Source organism: Streptomyces sp. NPDC015345 (assembly GCF_043078805.1).
In the GTDB taxonomy this organism is placed as follows: domain Bacteria; phylum Actinomycetota; class Actinomycetes; order Streptomycetales; family Streptomycetaceae; genus Streptomyces.
Window position 1 is genome coordinate 579,188 of sequence record NZ_JBIBTX010000005.1, and the last position, 23,085, is coordinate 602,272.

At 70.9% G+C, this 23,085-nt stretch carries 20 protein-coding genes and 2 tRNA genes; 8 read left to right on the top strand and 14 right to left on the bottom strand.

What is annotated here, in order from left to right; translation table 11 throughout:
• The first annotated feature begins 8 nt into the window (after positions 1-8).
• Both ACF062_RS23820 and ACF062_RS23825 read left to right on the top strand, forming a co-directional pair.
• Complete coding sequence (locus tag ACF062_RS23820; RefSeq protein WP_392140999.1) at positions 9-728, top strand: ABC transporter permease; 720 nt, start codon at positions 9-11, stop codon at positions 726-728.
• A 246-nt stretch (positions 729-974) separates the two neighbouring features.
• Positions 975-1,061 (top strand) — tRNA-Ser (locus tag ACF062_RS23825).
• A gap of 565 nt (positions 1,062-1,626) precedes the next feature.
• Here ACF062_RS23825 and ACF062_RS23830 read toward each other — a convergent pair.
• The 9 genes from ACF062_RS23830 to ACF062_RS23870 all read right to left on the bottom strand — a co-directional run bounded on the left by ACF062_RS23830 (position 1,627) and on the right by ACF062_RS23870 (position 11,888).
• Positions 1,627-2,451: an HAD family hydrolase gene (locus ACF062_RS23830; protein WP_392141001.1), complete on the bottom strand. Its 825-nt coding sequence runs from the start codon at positions 2,449-2,451 to the stop codon at positions 1,627-1,629.
• Complete coding sequence (gene serS / locus ACF062_RS23835; protein ID WP_392141002.1) at positions 2,448-3,725, bottom strand: serine--tRNA ligase; 1,278 nt, start codon at positions 3,723-3,725, stop codon at positions 2,448-2,450. Before serS ends, ACF062_RS23830 begins: the two co-directional genes overlap by 4 nt.
• A gap of 634 nt (positions 3,726-4,359) precedes the next feature.
• Positions 4,360-5,295 (bottom strand): prephenate dehydratase, encoded by a 936-nt coding sequence (gene pheA / locus ACF062_RS23840; protein ID WP_392141004.1) that lies wholly within the window; start codon positions 5,293-5,295, stop codon positions 4,360-4,362.
• 121 nt (positions 5,296-5,416) lie between these two features.
• Positions 5,417-6,670 carry an iron uptake transporter deferrochelatase/peroxidase subunit gene (gene efeB, locus ACF062_RS23845; protein WP_392141006.1) on the bottom strand — a complete coding sequence of 418 codons (1,254 nt, stop codon included), beginning with the start codon at positions 6,668-6,670 and terminating at the stop codon, positions 5,417-5,419.
• Positions 6,671-6,676: 6 nt separating this feature from the next.
• Positions 6,677-8,677 carry a copper resistance CopC/CopD family protein gene (locus ACF062_RS23850; protein WP_392141008.1) on the bottom strand — a complete coding sequence of 667 codons (2,001 nt, stop codon included), beginning with the start codon at positions 8,675-8,677 and terminating at the stop codon, positions 6,677-6,679.
• Between the two features lie 14 nt (positions 8,678-8,691).
• Positions 8,692-9,195: a copper chaperone PCu(A)C gene (locus ACF062_RS23855; RefSeq protein ID WP_392141214.1), complete on the bottom strand. Its 504-nt coding sequence runs from the start codon at positions 9,193-9,195 to the stop codon at positions 8,692-8,694.
• Between the two features lie 68 nt (positions 9,196-9,263).
• Entirely contained in the window at positions 9,264-9,992 is a 729-nt protein-coding gene (locus tag ACF062_RS23860) for an SCO family protein (RefSeq protein ID WP_392141010.1), read from the bottom strand.
• Positions 9,993-10,083: 91 nt separating this feature from the next.
• Complete coding sequence (locus tag ACF062_RS23865; RefSeq protein WP_392141012.1) at positions 10,084-10,824, bottom strand: YcnI family protein; 741 nt, start codon at positions 10,822-10,824, stop codon at positions 10,084-10,086.
• 206 nt (positions 10,825-11,030) lie between these two features.
• Positions 11,031-11,888, bottom strand: coding sequence for a hypothetical protein (locus ACF062_RS23870; protein ID WP_392141014.1), 858 nt, complete (start codon positions 11,886-11,888; stop codon positions 11,031-11,033).
• Positions 11,889-12,145: 257 nt separating this feature from the next.
• Here ACF062_RS23870 and ACF062_RS23875 point away from each other — a divergent pair, with 257 nt between their 5' ends.
• Positions 12,146-12,613, top strand: a complete 468-nt coding sequence (locus ACF062_RS23875) for an ATP-binding protein (protein WP_320590503.1) — start codon at positions 12,146-12,148, stop codon at positions 12,611-12,613.
• A 57-nt stretch (positions 12,614-12,670) separates the two neighbouring features.
• Here the strand turns inward: ACF062_RS23875 and ACF062_RS23880 are convergent, their stop codons facing one another.
• Complete coding sequence (locus ACF062_RS23880) at positions 12,671-14,140, bottom strand: aminopeptidase P family protein (protein ID WP_392141016.1); 1,470 nt, start codon at positions 14,138-14,140, stop codon at positions 12,671-12,673.
• A 100-nt stretch (positions 14,141-14,240) separates the two neighbouring features.
• Positions 14,241-15,650: a PP2C family protein-serine/threonine phosphatase gene (locus ACF062_RS23885; RefSeq protein ID WP_392141018.1), complete on the bottom strand. Its 1,410-nt coding sequence runs from the start codon at positions 15,648-15,650 to the stop codon at positions 14,241-14,243.
• A 615-nt stretch (positions 15,651-16,265) separates the two neighbouring features.
• On the opposite strand from ACF062_RS23885, the gene ACF062_RS23890 reads away from it, so the two are divergent.
• On the top strand, positions 16,266-16,943 hold the full coding sequence (locus ACF062_RS23890) for a bifunctional DNA primase/polymerase (RefSeq protein WP_392141020.1): 678 nt from the start codon (positions 16,266-16,268) through the stop codon (positions 16,941-16,943).
• Between the two features lie 55 nt (positions 16,944-16,998).
• Entirely contained in the window at positions 16,999-17,538 is a 540-nt protein-coding gene (locus ACF062_RS23895) for a hypothetical protein (protein ID WP_392141022.1), read from the top strand.
• A 257-nt stretch (positions 17,539-17,795) separates the two neighbouring features.
• On the opposite strand, the gene ACF062_RS23900 is transcribed toward ACF062_RS23895, so the two are convergent.
• From ACF062_RS23900 to ACF062_RS23910, 3 genes are all read right to left on the bottom strand, one after another.
• Entirely contained in the window at positions 17,796-18,773 is a 978-nt protein-coding gene (locus tag ACF062_RS23900; protein ID WP_392141024.1) for a DUF5926 family protein, read from the bottom strand.
• Positions 18,774-18,936: 163 nt separating this feature from the next.
• Entirely contained in the window at positions 18,937-19,554 is a 618-nt protein-coding gene (locus ACF062_RS23905; RefSeq protein ID WP_392141025.1) for an ATP-binding protein, read from the bottom strand.
• 53 nt (positions 19,555-19,607) lie between these two features.
• Positions 19,608-20,450 carry a glycerophosphodiester phosphodiesterase gene (locus ACF062_RS23910; RefSeq protein ID WP_392141027.1) on the bottom strand — a complete coding sequence of 281 codons (843 nt, stop codon included), beginning with the start codon at positions 20,448-20,450 and terminating at the stop codon, positions 19,608-19,610.
• 194 nt (positions 20,451-20,644) lie between these two features.
• Between ACF062_RS23910 and ACF062_RS23915 the strand changes: the two genes are divergently transcribed.
• The 3 genes from ACF062_RS23915 (at position 20,645) to ACF062_RS23925 (ending at position 23,080) form a co-directional block, all read left to right on the top strand.
• Positions 20,645-22,126, top strand: a complete 1,482-nt coding sequence (locus tag ACF062_RS23915; protein ID WP_392141028.1) for a S1C family serine protease — start codon at positions 20,645-20,647, stop codon at positions 22,124-22,126.
• Between the two features lie 74 nt (positions 22,127-22,200).
• Positions 22,201-22,285: transfer RNA gene (locus ACF062_RS23920), tRNA-Ser, on the top strand.
• 516 nt (positions 22,286-22,801) lie between these two features.
• Positions 22,802-23,080 carry a hypothetical protein gene (locus ACF062_RS23925; RefSeq protein WP_392141030.1) on the top strand — a complete coding sequence of 93 codons (279 nt, stop codon included), beginning with the start codon at positions 22,802-22,804 and terminating at the stop codon, positions 23,078-23,080.
• Positions 23,081-23,085: the final 5 nt, after the last annotated feature.

Genomic DNA, 23,085 nt, shown 5'->3' on the forward strand with positions numbered 1-23,085 from the left:
GAGCGATCGTGTACGACCCCACAGTCGCCCGGCTCACCTACCGGGCCCTGCTCGGCCGCCGCCGGGCTCTGATCCTCTTCGCCCTGCCCGTCCTGCTGATCGTCATCGCCGGTGCGGTACGCGGCTTCAGCGGCGCCGACGACCAAGTGGCCGTCGACGTCCTCGGCGGTTTCGCGCTCGCCACGATGGTGCCGATCATCGGTGTCATCGCGGGCACGGGCGCCATCGGCCCGGAGATCGACGACGGCTCGGTCGTCTATCTCCTGTCCAAGCCGGTCAAGCGGCCGACGATCATCTTCACCAAGCTGATCGTCGCCATAGCCGTGACCATGGCCTTCTCCGCCATTCCCACGTTCATCGCGGGGATGATCCTCAACGGCAACGGCCAGCAGATCGCCGTGGCGTACACGATCGCGGCGCTGGTCGCCTCCATCACATACGCCGCGATCTTCCTGCTCCTCGGCACGATCACCCGGCACGCCGTGGTCTTCGGACTGGTCTACGCCCTGGTGTGGGAGGCACTCTTCGGGTCGCTGGTCGTGGGTGCGCGGACGCTGAGCGTGCAGCAGTGGTCCCTCGCCGTGGCCCAGAAGGTCGGCGACGGCGACCTGATCACCTCCGACGTCGGCCTGCCGACGGCGACGGCCCTGCTGGTCGTCGTCACCGTGGCCACGACCTGGTTCGCGGGGCAGAAGCTGCGGTCGCTGAAGCTGGCCGGGGAGGAGTAGCGGGTTATTCGGTGGCGGTGAACTCCGGGTGCGGGCACAGTGGTTGATGTCACCGCGCCAGCACCTGGCGCTCACCGTCCGGGAGAGGAGCCGACGTGTCCGTCAGTAGTCCGTCGAGTTCCCGGCAGGGCAGCCCGCGGCAGGCTCCGGAGTAGTTACTCACTCCGTCGAGTTCCGCTCAGGGGGAGATGCCCGGGGCGGCCGCTTCGAGCGCGCAGATCACCTTGCTGCGCGGGCCGCCCACCCGGAGGATTGGCCGAGTGGTAAGGCAGCGGCTTGCTAAGCCGTCGTCAGGGCTGACGCCCTGCGCGCGTTCGATCCGCGCATCCTCCGCGGGACGTTGCACTGGGCTTGGGCGGATATCGGCGCCCGGAACCGGGGGCGGCGCCCGTCACCGGCTCCGCCGAGTTCGTCCTCAAACGCCGGACGGGCTGAAGATGCCGGTCCCGCTCGAGGCCGGTGGGCCTGGGCCAGGAGTGGCCGCCCCGCGCAACACCAGGTGGGCCTGGGCCAGGAGTGGCCGCCCCGCGCAACACCAGGTGGGCCTGGGCCAGAAGTGACCTTTCCGGCCTCAAAGCCGACCGGGCCGGGGACGGCCGTCCGTCGGCTCAAAGCACCGGCCGGGCTGAGGAGGTAACCCGTCCTGCTCAAGAGCCGGGCGAGCCGTAGAGGGCCGTCTGTCCTGCTCAAAGGCCGGGCGAGCTGTAGAGGGCCGTCTGTCCTGCTCCAAGGCCGGGCGAGCTGTAGAGGGCCGTCTGTCCTGCTCAAAGGCCGGGCGAGCTGTAGAGGGCCGTCTGTCCCGCTGAAAGCCGGGCGAGCCGTAGAGGGCCGTCCGTCAGGCTCAGAGCTCCGGTCCGGCTGGAGGTGGCCGGCCCCGAGAGGGCCGTCGCCGTCCCGTTCAACCCAGCAGGCGTTCCAGGACCACCGCGATGCCGTCCGCCTCGTTCGACGTCGTTACCTCGTCGGCTACCGCCTTGAGTTCCTCGTGGGCGTTGGCCATGGCCACGCCGTGGGACGCCCAGGCGAACATCGGGATGTCGTTCGGCATGTCGCCGAAGGCGATCGTGTCCGCGGCCTTCGCGCCCAGGCGGCGGGCCGCAAGGGAGAGGCCCGTGGCCTTGGAGAGGCCGAGCGGGAGGAGTTCGACGACGCCCTCGCCGGCCATGGTCACGCCGACCAGATCGCCCGCCACCTGACGTGCCACGTCGGTGAGCGCGTCGTCGTCGAGGCCGGGGTGCTGGATGTACACCTTGTTCAGCGGGGCGGCCCACAGGTCGGCGATCTCCGTGAAGGGGATGCTCGGCAGGGGGCCGTCCTGCACCGCGTACCCCGGCCCGACCAGGACCTCGCCGTCGATGCCGTCACGGCTCGCCGCCAGGGCGAGCGGGCCGATCTCCGCCTCGATCTTCGCCAGCGCCAGGCCCGCGAGCTGCCGGTCGAGCGTCACCGAGGTGAGCAGCCGGTGCTCCCCCGCGTGGTAGACCTGCGCGCCCTGCCCGCACACCGCTATGCCGTCGTAGCCGAGGTCGTCGAGGATGTGCCGGGTCCAGGGCACGGCACGGCCGGTGACGACGATGTGCGCGGCGCCCGCCGCGGTGGCCGCGGTGAGCGCCTCTCGCGTCCGTATGGAGACCGTGTCGTCGGGCCGCAGCAGCGTCCCGTCGAGGTCGGTCGCGACGAGCTTGTAAGGGAAGGACGGCGTGGCCGGAGCTGGCTGGCTCACTTGGCGATGGGCTCCAGGATCTCTCGTCCGCCGAGGTACGGCCGCAGCACCTCGGGCACCACCACGGAGCCGTCGGCCTGCTGGTGGTTCTCCAGGATCGCCACGATGGTGCGCGGGACGGCGCAGAGCGTGCCGTTCAGCGTCGAGAGCGGCTGCACCTTCTTGCCGTCGCGGTACCGGATGGACAGGCGGCGGGCCTGGAAGCCGTCGCAGTTCGACGCGGAGGTCAGCTCGCGGTACTTGCCCTGGGTGGGGATCCACGCCTCGCAGTCGAACTTGCGCGAGGCCGAGGCGCCAAGGTCACCCGTCGCCACGTCGATCACCTGGAAGGGCAGGCCGAGGCCGGTCAGCCACTGCTTCTCCCACTCGAGGAGCCGCTTGTGCTCGTTCTCGGCGTCGGCCGGGTCGACGTACGAGAACATCTCGACCTTGTCGAACTGGTGGACGCGGAAGATGCCGCGGGTGTCCTTGCCGTATGTGCCGGCCTCGCGGCGGTAGCAGGGCGAGAAGCCCGCGTACCGCAGAGGCAGCTTGTCGGCGTCGATGATCTCGTCCATGTGGTACGCCGCGAGCGGGACCTCGGAGGTGCCGACCAGGTAGTAGTCGTCCTTCTCCAGGTGGTACACGTTCTCCGCGGCCTGACCGAGGAAGCCCGTGCCCTCCATGGCGCGCGGGCGGACCAGGGACGGCGTCAGCATCGGGATGAACCCAGCCTCGGTCGCCTGTGCGATCGCCGCGTTGACGAGGGCCAGCTCGAGGAGGGCGCCGACGCCGGTGAGGTAGTAGAAGCGCGATCCGGAGACCTTCGCGCCGCGCTCGACGTCGATGGCGCCGAGCGCCTCGCCGAGCTCCAGGTGGTCCTTCGGCTCGAAGCCCTCGGCGGCGAAGTCGCGCGGGGTACCGATCGTGTCCAGGACGACGAAGTCCTCCTCGCCGCCCACCGGGACGTCGGGGTGGACGATGTTCCCCAGCTGCTGGAGGAGCAGCTTGGTCTCCTCGTCGGCCTCGTCCTGGGCGGCGTCGGCCGCCTTGACCGCGGCGGAGAGCTCGCCGGCCTTCTTCAGGAGCTCCTGCTTCTCCTCGGGCGAGGCCTTCGGGATCAGCTTGCCGAGCGCCTTCTGCTCGGAGCGCAGCTCGTCGAAGCGGACGCCGGACGACCTGCGCCGCTCGTCGGCGGAGAGCAGGGCGTCGACGAGCGCGACGTCCTCTCCACGGGCGCGCTGGGAGGCGCGAACACGGTCGGGGTCCTCACGGAGCAGGCGAAGGTCAATCACCCCTCAAGGCTACCGTTGCGTGGTTCCGGGCCACGACCCGATATTCCATTGCGTACGTTATGACCGGTTTGCCGGAATAAATCCACGGAGATCAAGCGCGGTAGGCGCGGCCGGAAAAGCGCGTCAGGGCAAACGCGGACGCCCGGTCAATAAAAGGGACGCCACTCCCCGAAAGGGGCAGAGCGCGCCTGCCCTCTTGACCCGACCCCCTTGCGGGAGGCGGGACTTGAGGCCTCTGTCCACGCCGGTTGTCCACAGGAATGACTACCTCCGGGGAGTTATCCACAGGGTGTGCGAAAGATCTGTGGATGCCGGACGTGGCTGTTCCGAAAGCCGCGAGTCCGGCGAAGCATTCCCTTCCCAAACCCACCCCTCACCCACTTTCGAGTGGAAATGGTTCCCCCCAAAGAGTTGATCAATGGAAAAGGGTGGACGAGGGGTGACGTGCGGGACTGTGGACGGACTTGAGGGCTGTGAGCAGATTTGTCGACCATGTCGCGCTTGGTTGTCGACTTGTCCCCAGGTCGAGATGCGCGCCTGTGGATAACTTCTGTGGACGACGTAAATCTGCAGGTAGGAACGGCACCCGGAGGCTTCCCCCGGGTGCCGCAGAGTCATCAGTGCCCCGAAGTGGCTAGAAACGACCGTCCTGGCAGCGCGTCAACCAGTCCGAGGCCGCCGCGAACTCGCCGTCCGACGTACCGGGCCGCAGCGGCCGCGCATCCGCCGGGGTCACCGCGGCCCGCGGGTACGAGCCGAGGAAGCGCACCTGCGGGCAGATCCGCTTGAGCCCCATCAGGGCTTCGCCGACACGGCGGTCCGTGATGTGTCCCTCGGCGTCCATCGAGAAGCAGTAGTTGCCGATGCCCTGACCGGTCGGGCGCGATTCGATCCGCATGAGGTTGACGCCCCGTACGGCGAACTCCTGGAGCAGTTCGAGCAGGGCACCGGGATGGTCGTCGCCCAGCCAGATGACCACGGAGGTCTTGTCGGCGCCGGTCGGCGCGGCGGGGCGGGCCGGGCGGCCGACCAGGACGAAGCGGGTGGCGGCATTGGCCGCGTCGTGGATCTCGCTGACCAGCGGTTCGAGGCCGTACGTGACCGCCGCGAACTCCCCGGCGAAGGCCGCGTCGAAGCGGCCCTCCTGGACCAGGCGCGCACCGTCGGCGTTAGAAGCGGCCGACTCCCACAGGGCGTCGGGAAGGTGGGCGGCCAGCCAGTTGCGGACCTGGGGCTGGGCCACGGGGTGGCCGGTCACCGTCTTGATGTCCTTGAGCTCCGTGCCCGGACGCACGAGCAGCGCGAAGGTGATCGGCAGGACGACCTCGCGGTAGATCATCAGCGGTTCGCCCTTGGCGAGTTCGTCGACCGTGGTGGTGACACCGCCCTCGACCGAGTTCTCGATCGGCACGAGCGCGGCCGCCGCCTGGCCGCTGCGGACCGCGTCCAGCGTGGCCGGGACGGACACCATCGGGACGAGTTCCCGGGCGGCCGCCTCGGGCAGCGTACGGAGAGCGGCCTCGGTGAAGGTGCCTTCGGGGCCGAGATAGGTGTAGCGCGTCGCCGACATACCGTCACCCTAATGGGCCCGACGTGACACGGCTCATGCGTCTCACAAAGCGGCACCCGCACCGCCCGTAAGTCGGCACCGCCCGTAAGCCCCCCGTCCGATGCCGAGGCAGGGCCCTCCCTCACTCCTCCAGCAGCCGCTGCCCCACGTACTCGCCCTTCGCCACTCCGCCCGGCACCGCGAAGAGGCCGCTCGCCTCGTGGCGGATGAACTCCGACAGGGCGTCCCCCCGGTCGAGCTTGCGCTGCACCGGCACGAACCCGCGCATCGGGTCGGCCTGCCAGCAGACGAAGAGCAGACCCGCGTCCGGCTCCCCGTGCGCGTCGAAGCCGTCGTGGTACGAGAACGGCCTGCGCAGCATCGCCGCACCGCCGTTCTGATCGGGGCGGGTGATGCGGGCGTGCGCGTTGAGGGGGATCAGGACCCTGCCGTCCGGGCCCGTCTTCTCCAGGTCCGGGTCGGTCGTCTCCGTGCCGCCAGTCAGCGGCGAGCCGTCCTTCTTGTGCCGCCCGATCACCGCCTCCTGCTCCTTCAGGCCGAGCTTCTCCCAGACGTCGAGGAGCATCCGGATACGGCGTACGACGGCGTAGGAGCCCCCCGCCATCCACGCGGGGTCGCCGTCGGCGGGCACGAAGATCCGCTCGTCGAAGTCCTTGTCCGTCGGCTTCGGGTTGTTCGTGCCGTCGACCTGGCCCATCAGATTGCGTGTCGTCATCGGGTGCGCGGTGGCACCGGGCGAGCGGTTGAAGCCGTTCATCTGCCAGCGCACCCGCGCCACCCCGGCCGCCTCCTTCTGGAGCGCGCGCAGTGCGTGGAAGGCGACGAGCGGGTCGTTCGCACCGATCTGCACCCACAGGTCGCCGTTGCTGCGCGCCTTGTCCAGGTGGTCCGAGGAGAAGTCGGGCAGCGGATCCAGGGCGGCCGGGCGCCGCTTCTCCAGACCCGTGCGGGAGAAGAAGGAGGCGCCGAAGCCGAAGGTGACGGAGAGGGAGGAGGGGCCGGCGTCCCGCGCGACCGCCGTGTCGTCGGAGCCGACCGGCTCGCCCGCCATCAGCCGCTCGGCAGCCGCCGACCAGCGGCGCAGCAGGGCCGCCGCCTCCTTGCGGCTCGCGCCCGAGGTCAGGTCGAAGGCGACCAGATGGCCGCGGGACTGCGGAGGCGTGGTGATGCCGGACTGATGTTTCCCGTGAAACATCACCTCGTCCGCGCCGAGGGACGCCAGGGCGGCCTTCGACGCGCCGGACGCGCCGGACGAGCCCGACCCGGCCGAGGGTGCCGCCGCGTACCCGACGGCGCCACCCGCCGCACCGAGCGCGAGACCGGTGGCACCGGCGGTGCCGAGCAGCCGCCGCCTGGAAATCCCGTTGTCCGTCATGCCTGTTCAGCCGATCTGCGTGTTCTTGTTCAGGGTCACTTGGTCGATGTCGGAGGTCCGCACGGTCACCGCGATCTTCCAGTCGCCCGCCATCGGGATCTGCACCCCGCTCGCCGTCCAGTGTCCGGTGCCGATGTGGCTCGGTGTGACGGGCAGCGGGCCCAGGTCCTTCGACTTGAGGGTGAAGGAGACCTTCACCTCGGGGATGTCGAAGGCGCTGCCGTTGGGCCGCTTCACGTAGACGTGCAGGTCGTTGCTGCCGGTGCGGCCCGGGTCCAGTTCGAGGCGCACGGTGCCCTTGCCGTCCTGGCCACCCGTGTCGAAGGGCACCTTCAGGGTGAGCGGGCCCGAGCGCTGCGCCTCGGCCACGGCGGCGGTGGCCTTGGCGGCCTCCTCCTGCGTGCGGCCCGGCTCGGTGGTCGTCAGGGCCGTCGTGACGGCGAGCAGGACGACGGCGACGCCCGCCTCGGTGAGCACCGAGCGGCGCAGCCCGGAGCGGTGCGGGTCGGCGTCGCGGATGCGCTTCTCGCGCGCGGTGGCCATGGCCGCCCGCTGGCGCGCGAGCTGGGCGGAGCGCTCGGAGTCCCCGGAGTAGTCCTCGGAGTCTTTGGAGTCCTTGGAGCCGCCCGCACCGGCGGTGTCAGCCGCTTCCCCGGCCGGGGCCGTCACCGTGACCGACTTCTTCGCGGCGCGCTGCTCGACCACCGCGGCCGCCGCCGCCTCGGGTGCGACGCCGCCCGCCTCGGAGGTGATCCGGCCGGTCCAGCGCCGCGAGACGGAGGCGACGCCCACCAGGACTGCGACCAGGCCGATTTTGACGAGGAGCAGCTGCCCGTACGACGTACCGGTCAGCGCCGACCACGAGCCGACCTGCCGCCACGACTGGTAGAGCCCGGTCGCGGCCAGTACGACGACGCTGGTGAACGCCACGCGCGAGAACCGCCGCACGGCCGCCGCCTCCACCGAGGACGTGCGGAACAGCGCGACGACCAGCGCCGCGAGCCCGCCGAGCCAGGCGGCGACGGCCAGCAGGTGCAGCACGTCGACGGGCATCGCGATGCCCGCCTGGATCCCGGTCGAGGCGTGCTCCGCCATCGCCCAGGTCGCCGCGATGCCGATGGCGACGACCGTGCCGCCGATGGCGAGCCCGAAGGTGAGGTCCTTCTTCGCGGCGGCCTCGTCCGGCCCGTCGCGCTTCACGTACGCCCCGAAGAGCACCGCGATGAACAGCGCGGCGGCGGCGAGCAGCAGCAGCCGGGAGACCAGGGCCGCGCCGGTCTTGGTGTTGAGCACGTCGCCGAGCGCGCCCATGTCGAAGGCGTCGGCGAGCTTCCCGGAGCCGGTGTAGGGGGCGCGCAGCAGGAGCAGGGCGAGCGTGGCGCCGGTGAGCGTGACCCAGCCGTACGTCACGAGGCGCTGCACGGGCCGTACCCCCGCGCCGCGCGGCCAGCAGCCGAGCACGAAGGCGGCGCCGCCGACGACCAGGATGAACCCGCCGTAGGAGAGGTAGCGCGCGATGTCGTAGAGCACGCCGACGAGGCCACCGCCCGCCTCCTGGTCGGGCAGGGTGGCCTTTGTGGCGGAGGGCGCGCCGATGGAGAAGGTGAAGGCACCGGCGACGGGGTGGCTGTCGGCGGACACGACTTGGTAGGCGACGGTGTAGGTGCCGTCGGACAGGCCCTTGCGGAGCTTCACGCCGTACGTGTTGGCGCCCAGGTCGGTGGTCTTGCCGGTGTCGGCGCGCTTGCCGGACGGGGCGAGCACCCGCACGGAGCCGTCCGCCATGGCGACCTTCTCAGAGAAGGTGAGCTTCACCTGGGCGGGGGCCTCGTCGACCACCGCTCCCTGCTTCGGGTCGCTGCCGGTGAGCGCGGCGTGCGCGGAGGCCGGCGCGGCGCCGGCGAGGAACGCGCCGGTCATGGCGACGAGCACGAGAAGAAGCCGCCAGAGGCGGGGAGCGGCTCCGGCCCGGGGAACGTTCCTGGAGCGGGGAGCGATGGTCTGCATCAACGGTCCGTCCCTCAGTGCGTCGTAAGCGACGTATGCGACATATGAGTGCCGTGCGAGGCGTTCGAGCCGCTGTCGTGCTGCTGCCCGGGGCGGTACGTCGCCTCCTTGACCGGCACCTCGATCGTGATCGGATCCGACTTCTGGAAGCGCAGCGTCATGGCGACCTTCTCGCCCCGCTTCGGCTTGCGCTTGAGCTTTTCGAGCATCAGGTGGTTGCCGCCGCTCGCGAGGACGAGTTCGCCGTCCGCGGGCACGGCGAAGGACTTCTGCTCCTTCATCGCGCCGTCCTTGGTGCTGTGCAGGGTGACGGTGCCCGCGATGTCACTGGTGACGGAGGTGAGCCGGTCGGCGCCGCCCTTGTTCGTGAGCGTGAAGAAGCCGGCCGCCATGTCGTCCATGGTGGGCTCGGGGATGTACGCCCCGCCGACCTCGAGCCGTGGCTTCTTCGCCGTCCCGGCGTCCGGGCCCGAGTCGTCGCCGCAGCCCGCCATGGTGAGCGCCGCCGCCAGCGCCATCGCCCCGCCGAGGAGCGCACGGCGACGGACGGCGGTGCGGACGGCGGTGCCTACTGCGGTGCCGCGGCTCACGGAGTCGCCCCCTTGATGAGCTTCGGGAGGTCCTTGGTGTAGTCGCCCGCGGTGGCCTCCTCGCCGTACAGCACGTACCCCACGTCGGTCTTCGGCGAGAAGGCGATGACCTGCTTGCCGTGCACCGAGACGATCTTGCCGTTCTTGTCCTTCTGGGACGGCTCGATGCTGATGCCGAGCTGGCGGGCCCCGGCCTGGATGGTCGCGAAGTCGCCGGTCAGACCGGTGAAGTCGGCGTCCACGCCCTTGAGCCACTTGCCGAGTTCGGCGGGGGTGTCGCGCTTGGGGTCGGTCGTGACGAAGACGACCTTCAGCTTCTCCTGGTCGGCCTTGGGCAGGGCCTTCTTGGCGACCGCGATGTTGTTCATCGTCAGGGGGCAGACGTCGGGGCAGTGCGTGTAGCCGAAGTAGATCAGCGTCGGCCGGCCCTTCGTCTCCTCGCGCAGGTCGTACTTCTTGCCCCGGGTGTCGGTCAGGACGAGGTCCGGCTTCTCGAACGGCTTGTCCAGAACCGTCGCCGCCTTGCCCGAGTCGGTCTCCATGGAGACGTCGGCGACCGGCTTCTTGTTGTCGTCACCGCCGCCGCAGGCGGTCAGGGTGAAGGCGGCCACGGCCAGCAGGGCAGCGGCGGCGAGCTTCTTCTCGGTGCTCTTGGTGCCCTTGGTGCTCGTGGAGCTCTTCGTGCTCTTCGTGCTCTTCGTGCTCTTCGTGCTCTTCGTGCGCATACGAAAATGTCCCAGATGTGAGGGGGCCGGGGTGCACCGGGGCAGGCGTCGGCCGCCCCGGCGCACCCCGAAGGATGACGGGCCCGGCGGGTCAGCCGGTGGCGCCGCGGCGCTTGGCGAGAAGGCCGAACGCGAGGCCCGCGGCGCCGACGACGATGCCGACGATGCCGAGGACGCGGGCGACGGTGTCACTGCTCTCGGAGGAGTCGGAGGCGGTGCTTTCGGACTTCGCGTCGTCCTTGGCATGGTCCGACTTCGCGTCGTCGGACGCGGTGCCCGAGCCGTGGTGGTCGTCGGACGCGGCCGTCAGCTGGAGGGTGGGCGCGGGGTGCTCCGGCTCCTCCTGGCCCTTCTGCTGCGGCTCGATCCAGCGGACGACTTCCTTGTTGTCGTACGTCTGGACGGCCTTGAACACGAGCTCGTCGGTGTCCTCGGGCAGCTGCCCCATGGAGACCGGGAACTTCTGGAAGGTGCCGGGCCGGATGCCCTTGCCGTCGGCGGTCCAGGTGACCTTGGTGACGGCCTCGTCGATCTTCTTGCCGTGGATCTCCAGCGGCTTGTCAAGCTTGCCCTTGGTGACCTTCGCGGTCCAGCCCGGGACGGGCTGCGTCATCACGGAGGCGAGCGGGTGGTCGCCGGGGAAGGAGACCTCGAGCTTGTTGGTCGAGGCGTCGTCCATCTCGTTCGGCACCTTGAAGTTGACCGTCGCGTAACCGCCCTTGGCGGCCTCACCCTCCGGCGAGACGCTGACGTGCGCGAACGCGGGCGCGCCGAGCACGAGGACGGCGGAGGCGGCGACGGTGCCGACGGCGGCGATGCGGGACATCTTCATCAGGGAAACACTCCACTTTTCGGCAGGTGTGACGAGTACGCGGTGAGCGGCGCGCACGCGGTACGCAAGGTGCGGTACGCAACGTGCGGTACGCAGAGCACAGCGCCCGGTACTCAGTACGAGGGGGATGCGCGCGGCCTGGTTGGCGGGTACGCGCGCGTGCGTGCCGAGCGACCCCTCCGTACCGCTGAGTGGAGTACGTCGCGTCAGGCAGCGAGTTCGATGTCGCGGGCGCCGGCCGGCGGGCCGCGGCGGATCACCGCGTCCTCCAGCGTGACCATGCGCGGCCTCGGTGGCGGGAGCAGCGCGGTGCACGGAGCCTGCGGCCCACTGGTCCCGGGCGCTCCGGGCAGACCGGCCCGCAGGGCGCGTACGAGGGTGAGGGCCGAGCGCAAGGAACGTACGAGCGCCGCCTCGGCGACCCCGTGCGCCCCGTGCGCGAGCCGGACGAGCCGGAGCAGGGCGAGATCGCCACGGCGCAGCAGCCAGCCCGCGGCGACGGCCGCGAGGATGTGGGCGACGAGCATCGGCAGGGAGGGCAGGAGCGCCATGGCGCCCATCGAGCCCGCCGAGTGCGCCGAGCCCACCGAGTGCGCGGCGGCGGCCGACTGTCCATGGTGGTGCACGGCCGAACCGCCCCCTCCCCCGCCCGGGGTGATCCCGGCCGTGGTGAGGATCCGGTGGGCCTGCGCGGGCGTGATCGTCGCCGCGCCCGCCCCGCAGACCAGCCGCGCGGCCCGCTCCACCAGGGAGGGGTCACCGCTCACCGGAGCGGCGGCGGCCGTGCCGTGCTGGCCGAGGCCGAACAGCGCGTGCAGCCCGACCTGGCCCACCGCGAGGAGCGCGGCGATGCCGGGCAGCGAACGGGCCCGCCCGGCGAGCGGCAGCGCGACCGCGAGGACGGCGAGGAAGCCCGCGCCGAGCGTCCACAGCGGGACGGCGACGCAGGAAGCGAGCACATGGCCCCCGGCGGACAGCACGACACAGACCGCGGCGAACATCGCGGCCCTGAGCAGCCAGAGATCGGCGCCGTCACGCGGCTGGCGCTGGTGGGGGGCGTTCATGGCGGGGCCATCATCGCACTGGGCCCACCCGGTGCGTACGGCAGGTCCGGAAGGTCCCGTTCCAGACGATGAGCACGGATGAGCACGGCTGTGCCTGCCTCATGCCCGCGTGGGGCGCCCGCCGAGCCGCCGTCCTACACGAGCCGCGCAAGCCGCGCGTCCGCCGTATGGGCGGCATCACGCCGCCGGGGCGCTTATCCACACGCCCTTGCGGCAATACGTATCGGTATGTCGAGCCGCAGCCAGGAGGCTGGAGCATGAGCATCTGGTGGTCTCTCCATTTGCGGCGCGAAGCTGCGAGCGTTCCGCTCGCCCGCCGCCTGCTGATCGGCACGATGGAGACGGCGGGCGTGGATCCCGACGTCTCCTTCGACCTGTCGCTCGCCCTCAGCGAAGCCTGTGCCAACGCCGTGGAGCACGGCGGCGCGGGTGCCGCGGGCGGGACGGGCGCCTACCGCGTCACGGCCTACCTGGACGGCGAGAAGTGCCGCATCGAGGTCGCCGACTCGGGCCCCGGCTTTCCCGGAGCGTCGCGCGGCTGTCCGACGCAGGCGCCCCGCCCGGCCGCCGCGGAGACGGACGAGCACGGCCGGGGCCTCTGCCTCATCAGGGAACTCGCCGACCACGTGCACCTCGGCAACAAGCCGGGCACGGGTGGCGGCGCGGTGATCAGCTTCGACAAGATGCTCAAGTGGCGCGAGGGCGCACCGCTCATGACGGCCTGACGCGCCCCCCTCCCAAAGGGGAGCGCCAGTCGTGTCCCGCGCCTCTCTCAGCCCTTCTCAGCCCTTGAGCCGCGCCATCCACGCCTCGACCTCGTCCGAACGCCGCGGCAGCGAGTCCGAGAGGTTCCGGTTGCCGTCCTCCGTCACGAGGATGTCGTCCTCGATCCGCACGCCGATGCCGCGGTACTCCTCCGGCACGGTCAGGTCGTCCGCCTGGAAGTACAGGCCGGGCTCGACGGTGAGGCACATGCCGGGCTCCAGCGTGCCGTCGACGTACGACTCACGGCGCGCGGCGGCGCAGTCGTGGACGTCCATGCCGAGCATGTGACCGGTGCCGTGCAGCGTCCAGCGGCGCTGGAGGCCCAGCTCCAGGACGCGCTCGACGGGACCCTCGACGAGGCCCCACTCCACCAGCTTCTCGGCGAGCACACGCTGCGAGGCGTCGTGGAAGTCGCGGAACTTGGCACCCGGCTTCACGGCCGCGATGCCGGCCTCCTGGGCCTCGTACACGGCGTCGTAGATCTTCTTCTGGAGTTCGTTGAAACGGCCGTTGATCGGCAGCGTGCGGGTGACGTCCGCCGTGTAGTACGTGTGCGTCTCCACACCCGCGTCGAGCAGGAGCAGCTCTCCGGAGCGCACGGCTCCGTCGTTGCGCACCCAGTGCAGCGTGGTGGCGTGCGGACCGGCGGCGCAGATGGAGCCGTAGCCGATGTCGTTGCCCTCGACGCGGGCGCGCAGGAAGAACGTGCCCTCGATGTAGCGCTCACTCGTCGCCTCGGCCTTGTCGAGGATCTTGACGACGTCCTCGAAGCCGCGCGCGGTCGAGTCGCAGGCCTTCTGGAGCTCGCCGATCTCGAACTCGTCCTTGACGAGACGGGCCTCGGAGAGGAAGACGCGCAGCTCTTCGTCGCGCTCGGCGGTGACCTTGTCGGTCAGCGCGGCCTCGATGCCGGCGTCGTACCCGCGCACGACACGGACGGGCCCGGTCGCCTCGCGCAGCGCCTCGGGCAGCTCGCGCACGTCGGAGGCGGGGATGCCGTACAGCTTCTCGGCCTCGGTCAGGGAGTGGCGGCGGCCGACCCAGAGCTCGCCCTGGCCGTCGAGCCAGAACTCGCCGTTCTCGCGGTTGGAGCGCGGCAGGAGGTAGATGGTCGCGTCGTGGCCGGTCTTGGTCGGCTCCAGGACGAGGACGCCGTCCTCCGTCTGGTTGCCGGTGAGGTACGCGTACTCGACGGAGGCGCGGAAGGCGTACTCGGTGTCGTTCGAGCGGGTCTTGAGGTTGCCCGCGGGGATCACGAGGCGCTCGCCCGGGAAGCGCGCGGAGAGCGCGGCGCGGCGGGCCGCGGTGTTCTCGGCCTGGGGGATCGGCCGCAGGTCGTGCAGCTCGGTGTCGGCCCAGCCGGACTTCATGCTCTCGGCGAGCTCGTCGGACACGCCGGGGTACAGGCCGTTCTTCCGCTGCTTGATCGGCTCCTCTTCGGTCTCCTCCGGGATCGCCGGGGTCTCCGGGTTGAGAGCGTCCGACACGGTCTGCCTCCTAGGTACGACACTGGGCCACCCTCCATCGTACGGGCGTACGGAAGGGGGCCCAGGGCCGTAAGACCACTTACCGCGCGTGGCCGTGGCCTCACGCGAAGCGGGCCGCGAGGAGCACCACGTCCTCCTCGTCGTCCACGGTGTCGAGCCCGTCCGGGAGGACCGTGCGCAGGACGTGGTCGGCGATGGCGCCCGGGTCGTCCCTGAGGGGTTTGGGCACGCTCGCCGCCGCCGCGTGCAGCCGCGCGAACGCCCGGTCCATCGCCTCCCCGGTGCGGTGGAGCAGGCCGTCGGTATAGAGAAGCACCGTTTCTCCGGGCTCCGGGGAGATCTCCACGCTCGGCGCCTCCCAGCAGGCGAGCATCCCGAGCGGCGCGGACAGGGAGGTCTCCACGAACTCCGTGCGCCGCTCCCCGATGATCAGCGGCGGGCTGTGCCCGGCCCCGGCGAGCACGACCTTGCGCAGGGCGGGCTCGCAGTAGGCGAAGAGGGCGGTGGCGGACCGCGCGGGTTCGGTGAGCCGCAGCAGCAGCTCCAGATCGGAGAGTACGGCGACGGGGTCCTCGCCCTCCATCACGGCGTACGCCCGCAGGGAGGCCCGCAGCCGCCCCATCGCGGCGACGGCGCTGGGCCCCGACCCGGTGACCGACCCCACCGCGAGGCCGAGCGCCGCGTCCGGCAACGGCAGCGCGTCGTGCCAGTCGCCGCCGCCGCGCGGCCCGGTGCGGTGCCGTGCGGCGAGCTGCACCCCGGCGACCCGCGGCAGCCGTGCGGGCATGAGCTCCTCGCGCAGGGTCGCGGTGGTGGCGCGAGCCCGGTCCAGCTCCAGCAGGCGGGCCAGGTGCTCGGTGGCGTAGGCCGCGTAGCGCCCGGCGAGGTGGCGTCTGCGCTCGGCCGGCTCGGCGGGCTCGTCGTACAGCCAGACCACGGCGCCGATCCGGCCCGCCGCCTCGGTGGCCAGGGGCAGCGCGTAGCTCGCGGCGTAGCCGAGGCGGGAGGCGACCTCGCGGTGGCGCGGGTCGAGGCCGTCGTCGGCGAGCAGGTCGGGTTGGACGATCTCGGTGGCGGGGCCGGGGGCGCCGGCCGTCGGGGCGTCCAGGATCCGGCCGTACGACGTCGCGCCGCGCGGCACCGTCTCGATGTGCCCCAGCTCGGCGCGGGTGAGCTCCAGGCCGGTCGTGGTGTCCGGGCCGAGCCCGTCGGCCGGTTCGAGGACGGCGAGGCCGCGCCGGGCGCCGACGAGGGCGGCGCCGGCCCCCAGGAGCTCTCGCAGGGCCTCGCCGAGGGTCTTCGTGCGGGCGAGCCGCTCGGTGAGTTCGTGCAGCGTGGTGAGGTCGGAGACCCAGCCCGCGAGGCGGTCCTGGAGCACGGCGCCGGGGGCGCAGGGGGTGGGGGAGGCCGCCGGTTCGGGCGTGGTGGGCGCGGTGGGCGCGACAGTGTGGGCGGGTGGCGGAACAGTGGAATCGATTCCGGCCACTTTCGGAAGGTGCGGGGCGTTCATGGCTTACGGCTTTCCGGCCGGTGCGTAATGCTCAATAGCATCGCAAACCCCCATGTCATTCTGCGCCGGCAGCAATGTCTCCAGATGTACACGCCCTGGTGAGGGGATGTCCAGCATTGTCCAGCTGGGATTCCTGGTGTCCGTGGGAATTCTGAGCCCAGTAAATGATCTTGTTAAGTTGGCTGAAAACCGCGCCGGGTTATGGCATATTGCGGTCGACTGACGTTGTTCCGCAGAGCGTTGCGGCGGTCGTGCTGGGTACGTACTCAGTGATGACCAGGGGCAGTTGGGACCCGTCCGGAACCTCGCGGAGGAGCCGGACGTCTTAACTCACGACGACCGTGCCCCATCCTCCCGTGGGGGAGGCGGCAAGCAATATCGCGCGACGGCAAACGCCAGGCGCCGCCACCCCACGCCACGTCAACGCTCGGTTCAGAGTGGTTCCCCATGCCGCAGGCTGGGGTCGGATGTGCCAGCTCGTACGTACAGCGAAGTGATCCACACGAAGTGATCGAAGCGATCCACGCATGGTGTAGTGATCCACACTTGGTGTGATGTGGCCCGCAGTCTCCCCGGCGTCACACGCCGGCGTGCAACGGAAAGGAACGAGCGCTCATGCGCGAGATCCTCGGAAGGCGACGCAGGCTCCTGTCCTGGCGAATGGGAAGGAAGCCCGGCCGGAGTACCGGACAGATCGGCGCGGCCCTGACCTTCGCGACCGCGTGGCGGTGGCCCGTCCTGCCGGGCGTCGGTCTCGACCGGCGTGACGGCAGCAGGTGCGCCTGCCCCGACCCCGACTGTGTGGTGCCGGGCGCCCACCCCCTCGACCCGGGGCTGCTCGCCGCCACCACCGATGAGCGAATGGTGCGCTGGTGGTGGACCAACCGCCCGGGTGCCCCGATCGTGCTCGCCACGGGAGGCCGCGCCCCCTGCGCCGTCAGCCTCCCCGTGGACGCGGGCGCGCGCGCCCTCGCCGCGCTCGACGAGGCGGGCATCAGGCTCGGCCCGGTGGTCGCCACGGAGAGCCGCCTCTATGTGCTCGTCGCGCCCTACTCCCTGGCCCAGTTGGGCGAGCTGCTCTACGCCAAGGACTACGTCCCCGGCTCGCTCCGCTTCCACGGCGAGGGCGGCTATCTCGCCCTGCCCCCCTCCGGCACGGGTCAGGGGCCCGTCCGCTGGGAGCGCGCCCCACTGCCCGGCTCAGCCGCCCCCTGGGTGCCCGGCGTCGAGGCGGTCGTGGACGCCGTCGTCGACGCGCTCACTCGTACGGGTGTGAGCGCACCCGAGTTGTAGGCCAATGGGTGCGCGGCGAACGGGCCGCGCGCCCACCTGTCGTTATGTTCGGCCCATGCAACCCCGCCTGATCGTGCTTCTGGGCGTCGTGGCCGTCACGGTTCTCCTTCCGCTCGCCGGCGCGTCCGCGGGGCCGGTCGGCGACGGTGACGCGAAGTCGCCCCTTCCCGCCCCCTCGCCCCTCCCTTCGAACACCCCTCCACCCCCCGCGGAGAAACCGGAACCCTCGCTGCCGGGCCTCTCCGGAGCGAGCGCCGAGGCCCACTGCGGACCCGAACTGTCCTCTCCCGACGGCATCGAGGCCCAGACCTGTGTGCTCACGCAGGGCCACGACACCTGGGCCCGTACCTATTACCGCAATGCCACCGGCGACGACCTGAACGCCGTACTGACCGTGATGGGCCCCGACGGGCGCACCGTGCAGACGCACTGTGCGGTGGGCGCGGGGGACGAGCCGGGAGCCTGTGAGACCCCGCGTGAGCGGTCCGTGGGGGAAGCGGCGGAGTACTCGGCGGTGGCGGAGTTCGCGGCCAGTGAGTCGGCGGCGCTGCTGCTGCGCTCGGGGAGCAACTCGGCGTCGCCTCAAGGCAGTTGAGCCCTGAACCGGACCCGGACATGGAAGGGCCCGGTTGCTGGCGACGGGGGATGCACCAGCAACCGGGCTACCTGAACGGTAACAAGAGATCGGCTCCTGGCAAATTCGATCTCAGTTATCCGGACAGGGATTTACCTGCGAGTACGGGGAGTTGTGACAGGAGTCACGCGTTCCCTACCGACTGACTGGTGGGTCAGCCGCGTGTGACGCGCGGTGCCGACTCAGCGTGACGTGGGCGCGTCGGTCCGGCCGAGGCGTCAGCTGAGCGTGACCTGGCGATTGGTGAGGCCGCCGCGCGCCCTGCGCTCGTCCGGGGTCAGCGGGGCGTCGGAGGCGAGCGCCGACGCCAGCCGCTCGGCGAACTCGGCGGCCGGCTTCTCGACGTCGTCCGCGCCGACGCCGCTCGGCAGGTCCCACACCGGCACGATGACACCGTGCGCGCGGAAGGAGCCGACGAGGCGGGTGCCCTCACCGAGGCTCGACGTACCGGCCGCGTGCAGCCGGGCCAGCGCGTCCAGGAGCTGCTCCTCGGGGTGCGGCATGACCCAGCGCAGGTGGTTCTTCTCCGGGGTCTCGCACCAGTACGCCGCGTCCACGCCCGAGAGCTTCACGGTCGGGATGGCGGCGGCGTTCGCCCGCTCCAGGGAGGCGGTGACCTCCGGCGTCGCGTTCTCCGAGTCCGGTACCCAGAACTCGAAGCCGGCGTGCACCACCGGCTCGAACGGCGCCTCGGTGTCGAGCACGTCCTGGAGGCGCGGCCCGTCGGCGGGAGCGCGGCGGCCCTGCACCGGCGTGCCCGGCTCGGCCTCCAGGGCGCGCCGCAGGGTGTCGGCGAGGTCGCGGCTGATGTCGCCGGACGAGGTGTCGTTCTGCAGCCCGATCAGGACCGAGCCGTCGTCGCGGCGCAGCGCGGGCCACGCCATCGGCAGCACGGTGGCCAGGGTGACCGAGGGAACGCCGTCGGGCAGCCCGTCCCGCAGCGTCAGCTCGGCGGTCGCGGCGGGCACCAGCTCGCGCAGCGCGACCCAGTCGCACTCGCCGGGCAGCCCCTCGAAGGGGCGCTGCACCAGCTCGGCCACCGCCTGCGCGGCGGCCCTGCCGTGACAGGCCTTGTAGCGGCGGCCCGAACCGCAGGGGCAGGGTTCGCGGGCGCCGACGGCCGGATAGCTCTCGTTGGCTCCGCCCTTGAGCGGCTGCTGCTGCTTGCCCTTGGTCTGGGGGCGCTTCTTGGCCATCTTGGGTGTCTCCCGGCTGCGGCTCTCTTGCTCTCTTGCGTACGGGCGCGAGCCTAGCCGTTGGTGCGAGGGCCGCCGGGATTCACTCCGGGGCGCCGGGAGCGTCCGGTGGGCTTCGGTGGTCTGCGGTGTACTCCGGCGGACTCCGGTGGTCCGGTGGGCCTCAGTCCGAGTCGTCGAAGGGATCGGCGAAGGCGAGGTCGGCCAGCGCGGCCGCCGACGGTGCGGCGACGCGCGTAGCGAAATCCTCGGGGCGGTGTCCTGCCTGCACGACGACCCAGACGGTGACCTCGCCGTGCACGTCGTCGCGTACGCCCCATGTATCGGCGAGCGCCGAGATGATGTTGAGCCCCCGGCCGCCGTGCGCCGTGACCGAGGGCGTGGCCGGAACAGGGCGGGTCGGGCCCCCTCCGTCCGTCACCTCGACCGTCAGCCGACCGGTCTTGTCGACGTGCCAGGCCGCTCGTACATCGCCGTCACCGACCATTCCGCGGCCCAGCGGCCTGCCGTGCCGGCAGGCATTGCTGAGCAACTCCGAAAGGATCAGTACGGCATCGTCGATGACCGACTCGGACACTCCGCCGACGCGCAGTTGATCCCGCATCCGGTGTCTTGCTTCCCCCACGCCCGCAGGGCCATGGGGTACGGCCATGCTCGACGACGTGGGCACCTCCCGTGCCACCACCAACGCCACCCCCGAGACCTCCTTTGCCCCACGCCACGGTGTGGATGCCCCAATGGACTGGACCGGAAACCGGCCAATCGCCCTCCGGTGACGCACTCGTAACGATCGAATACGGACCGAACGCGCCGGTGCACTCCCTGTAACGGAAGTTAACGGAGTCCCAGACGATCCAGTTGGGTCAGAACTTGCCTGGGGCGATTGGTGATGATCGCGTCGACACCGAGTTCGGCGCAGAGCTCGACGTCCTCGGGCTCGTTCACCGTCCATACGTGCACCTGGTGTCCCGCGCGTTTCAGCTTGGCCACGTAACCGGGGTGGTTGCGAACGATCCGCAGGGCGGGACCCGCGATGCGTACCCCCGGGGGCAGGCGGCCGTCGCGGTGGCGGGGCGAGACGAACTGCATCAGGTAGACGGTCGGCAGCGTCGGCGAGGCGGCCCGCACGCGGTGCAGCGAACGTGCCGAGAAGCTCATGACCCGTACCGGAGAGGCCCCCTCCGAGGGCGGCGCGTCCAGACCGAAGCGCTTCAGGAGCAGGAGCAGGCGCTCTTCCACCTGGCCCGCCCAGCGGGTGGGGTGCTTCGTCTCGATGGCCAGCCGCACCTGGCGGCCGGAGGCGTTGCTTTCGACAACGAGCTCAAGGAGCCGCTCCAGGGTGAGGACGGAGGTGTCCGCGCCCGCGGAGCCCTCCCAGTCCGGGCCCTCACCTTCCACGGCCTCGTCGTGGTGCCGCTTCCAGGAGCCGAAGTCGAGCGCGGCGAGATCGGAGAGTTCGAGGGCCGAGACGGCCCCGCGGCCGTTCGAGGTGCGGTTGACGCGGCGGTCGTGGACACAGACGAGGTGGCCGTCCGCGGTGAGCCGCACATCGCATTCGAGGGCGTCGGCCCCGTCGTCGACCGCCTTCTTGTACGCGGCCAGCGTGTGCTCGGGGGCCTCCTCGGAGGCTCCGCGGTGGGCGACGACCTGGATCTGGTGCTGTCGTGCGAGGGTCACCGCGTCATGGTGCCATCACGGGGTACCCGCAGGCTCGCCGGAGGGCCGCGTCTCGCAGCGCCGGACACACAGGCTCGGCTTATGGTGCCCTGACAGCCCATGGGAAAAGCTGACTGCATACAGATGCACAGTTGGCACAGCCAGGCCGTGACCGAGAACGCAAGCCACGACAGCATGGACCGAGGAGAAGAGCTGTGAGCACCGAGAACGAGGGCAACGCGGTACCGAAGGCCCCGTCCGCACCTCCCGTGCCGGTGGACGCTCCCGCTGCTTCCGCCGACCCTGCCGGCTCTGCCGACTCCGCTGCTTCTGCCGCCGATCCCCGTGCCGCGGCTGCGGGGTCCGTGCCTTCGGGGGCTGCTGGTGCCGGTACGGCTGGTGCTCATTCCGGGGCTGGAGTGGGTGCCGGTGCCGGTGCCGGAGCCGGTTCCGCGGCCGCAGGCGCCGCGTGGCCGCCTCCGCAGCCGCCGGCCGTTCCGTCGTACGCCGCGGGTGGCGGCTCCGGTTCCGGCTGGGGCGCCTCGTACCAGCCGCAGGAGCCGAAGCCCGGGCGCCGGCGCGGTGGTCTGGTCGCCGCGGTGCTCGCGGCCGCGCTGGTCGCGGGCGGTGTCGGCGGTGGCATCGGCTACTGGGCGGCGGAGCGCAACGACAACGACACCGGCTCGACCACGGTCGCCGCCGCGGACACGCCCGCCGATCTGAAGCGTGAGCCGGGCTCGGTCGCCAGGATCGCGGCCGACGCGCTGCCGAGCGTCGTCACCATCGAGGCCCAGAGCGGCAGCGGCGAGGGCGGCACGGGCACCGGCTTCGTCTATGACAAGCAGGGCCACATCCTCACCAACAACCACGTGGTGGCATCGGCCGCCGAGGGCGGCAAGCTCCAGGTGACGTTCTCCAACGGCAAGAAGTACGCCGCCGAGGTCGTCGGCCGCGCCGAGGGCTACGACGTGGCGGTCATCAAGCTCAAGAACGCCCCGGGCGACCTGAAGCCGCTGGCCCTCGGCAACTCCGACCGCGTGGCCGTCGGCGACTCCACGATCGCGATCGGCGCCCCCTTCGGCCTCTCGAACACCGTCACCACGGGCATCATCAGCGCCAAGAACCGCCCGGTGACCTCCAGCGACGGCGGACAGAGCGGCAAGAGCTCGTACATGAGCGCCTTGCAGACCGACGCCTCCATCAACCCCGGCAACTCCGGCGGCCCGCTCCTGGACGGACGCGGCGCGGTCATCGGCATCAACTCCGCGATCAAGCCGGCCGACAGCGGCGGCCTCGGCGGCTCCGGCCAGTCGGGCTCCATCGGCCTCGGCTTCGCGATCCCGGTGAACCAGGCGAAGAACGTCGCCCAGCAGCTGATCAAGACCGGCCAGCCGGTCTACCCCGTGATCGGTGCCTCGGTCTCGATCCAGCAGGACACCTCGAACGGCGCGATGATCTCCCAGGAGGGCGCGAGCGGTTCGGAAGCGATCACTCCGAACGGACCGGCGGACAAGGCGGGCCTCAAGCCCGGCGACGTCATCACGAAGCTGGACGACATGGTCATCGACAGCGGTCCGACCCTGATCGGCCAGATCTGGACCCACAAGCCGGGCGACACGGTCAAGATCACCTACGAGCGCGACGGCAAGGAGCACACGGTCGACGTGACCCTGGGCCAGCGCAAGGGCGACAGCTGAGCCGCTGTTCCGCCGACGGCCCAACCCGCTAGTCTTGTCCCCGCGCCGTCCCGGTTTCCCGGCGGTCGGCGCGGGGTGGGTTGCCCGAGCGGCCTAAGGGAACGGTCTTGAAAACCGTCGTGGCGCGAGTCACCGTGGGTTCAAATCCCACACCCACCGCAGTGATTGACGGCCCCTGACCAGGCATTCCGGTCGGGGGCCTTCGTCATGGGCGCTTCCTGGCCCTCGGCCTTCCGTCGGCCGGCGCGCACGGGCAGCGCATGGGCGGGGGACCGAAGGGGTGAATGTCCGAGCCCGTTGCTATGGGCACCCTTACTTTGTCTTTCTACGCGGATAGAATAAGAATGGAATCAAAGCTTCCGCACTCACTGGCAGTGATATCGGCCTGTGTAAGAAAAAACTTCCGATCCACAGCCTGAGGATGGCGAAAGGCCAGCTCAGGGTGGGTCTGTGGAATAACTTGTGCGCTCTCGCACCGCATTGTCCACCGATCGGTACACAGATTCCTGCTAGTTGCACACAGTGATAGGCGAGTTATCCACAGAGCCCGCCGACAAGCAGATTGGCGACAGACTCACGCGCTGTCACTATTGCCGCTGACGGGTGGCGTGGTCGCAAAAAGGCGGCCCCCGCTGGCACGGGAGCCGCCCTGACCCCACTTCAGAGAGGTCAGTCATGACGGTACCCACGAACGCCGAAGGCGCGCACTTCAGGAAGTCCCGTACGGTCGGCCCCGTCCTGCCTCTGCCGGACACCGTGCCGGCGCGGAGGCGGAGGCGGGGGCTGCTGATCAGCGGGGTCGTCGCGGTCGGGCTCGGGGTCGTGGCCCTGGTGCTGGCCTTCCCGCGCCTCGCGGCCCCGATCGGCACCGCCGCCGGTGTGGTCGCCGTTCTCGTTCCGCTGGTCCCCAGGGTGGGATACGGCGAGTCGTCCGACAGGGGCAGCGGCGGGTAAGCCGT

Bases quoted from the DNA above. Each gene is read 5' to 3' on its own strand.
- pheA (WP_392141004.1), bottom strand. From the start codon at position 5,295: ATGTCGGCGACGCGCTACACCTATCTCGGCCCCGAAGGCACCTTCACC.
- efeB (WP_392141006.1), bottom strand. From the start codon at position 6,670: ATGACGGACAACGGGATTTCCAGGCGGCGGCTGCTCGGCACCGCCGGT.
- ACF062_RS23850 (WP_392141008.1), bottom strand. From the start codon at position 8,677: ATGCAGACCATCGCTCCCCGCTCCAGGAACGTTCCCCGGGCCGGAGCC.
- ACF062_RS23855 (WP_392141214.1), bottom strand. From the start codon at position 9,195: ATGGCGCTGGCGGCGGCGCTCACCATGGCGGGCTGCGGCGACGACTCG.
- ACF062_RS23860 (WP_392141010.1), bottom strand. From the start codon at position 9,992: ATGCGCACGAAGAGCACGAAGAGCACGAAGAGCACGAAGAGCACGAAG.
- ACF062_RS23865 (WP_392141012.1), bottom strand. From the start codon at position 10,824: ATGAAGATGTCCCGCATCGCCGCCGTCGGCACCGTCGCCGCCTCCGCC.
- ACF062_RS23870 (WP_392141014.1), bottom strand. From the start codon at position 11,888: ATGAACGCCCCCCACCAGCGCCAGCCGCGTGACGGCGCCGATCTCTGG.
- ACF062_RS23875 (WP_320590503.1), top strand. From the start codon at position 12,146: ATGAGCATCTGGTGGTCTCTCCATTTGCGGCGCGAAGCTGCGAGCGTT.
- ACF062_RS23885 (WP_392141018.1), bottom strand. From the start codon at position 15,650: ATGAACGCCCCGCACCTTCCGAAAGTGGCCGGAATCGATTCCACTGTT.
- ACF062_RS23890 (WP_392141020.1), top strand. From the start codon at position 16,266: ATGCGCGAGATCCTCGGAAGGCGACGCAGGCTCCTGTCCTGGCGAATG.
- ACF062_RS23895 (WP_392141022.1), top strand. From the start codon at position 16,999: ATGCAACCCCGCCTGATCGTGCTTCTGGGCGTCGTGGCCGTCACGGTT.
- ACF062_RS23900 (WP_392141024.1), bottom strand. From the start codon at position 18,773: ATGGCCAAGAAGCGCCCCCAGACCAAGGGCAAGCAGCAGCAGCCGCTC.
- ACF062_RS23925 (WP_392141030.1), top strand. From the start codon at position 22,802: ATGACGGTACCCACGAACGCCGAAGGCGCGCACTTCAGGAAGTCCCGT.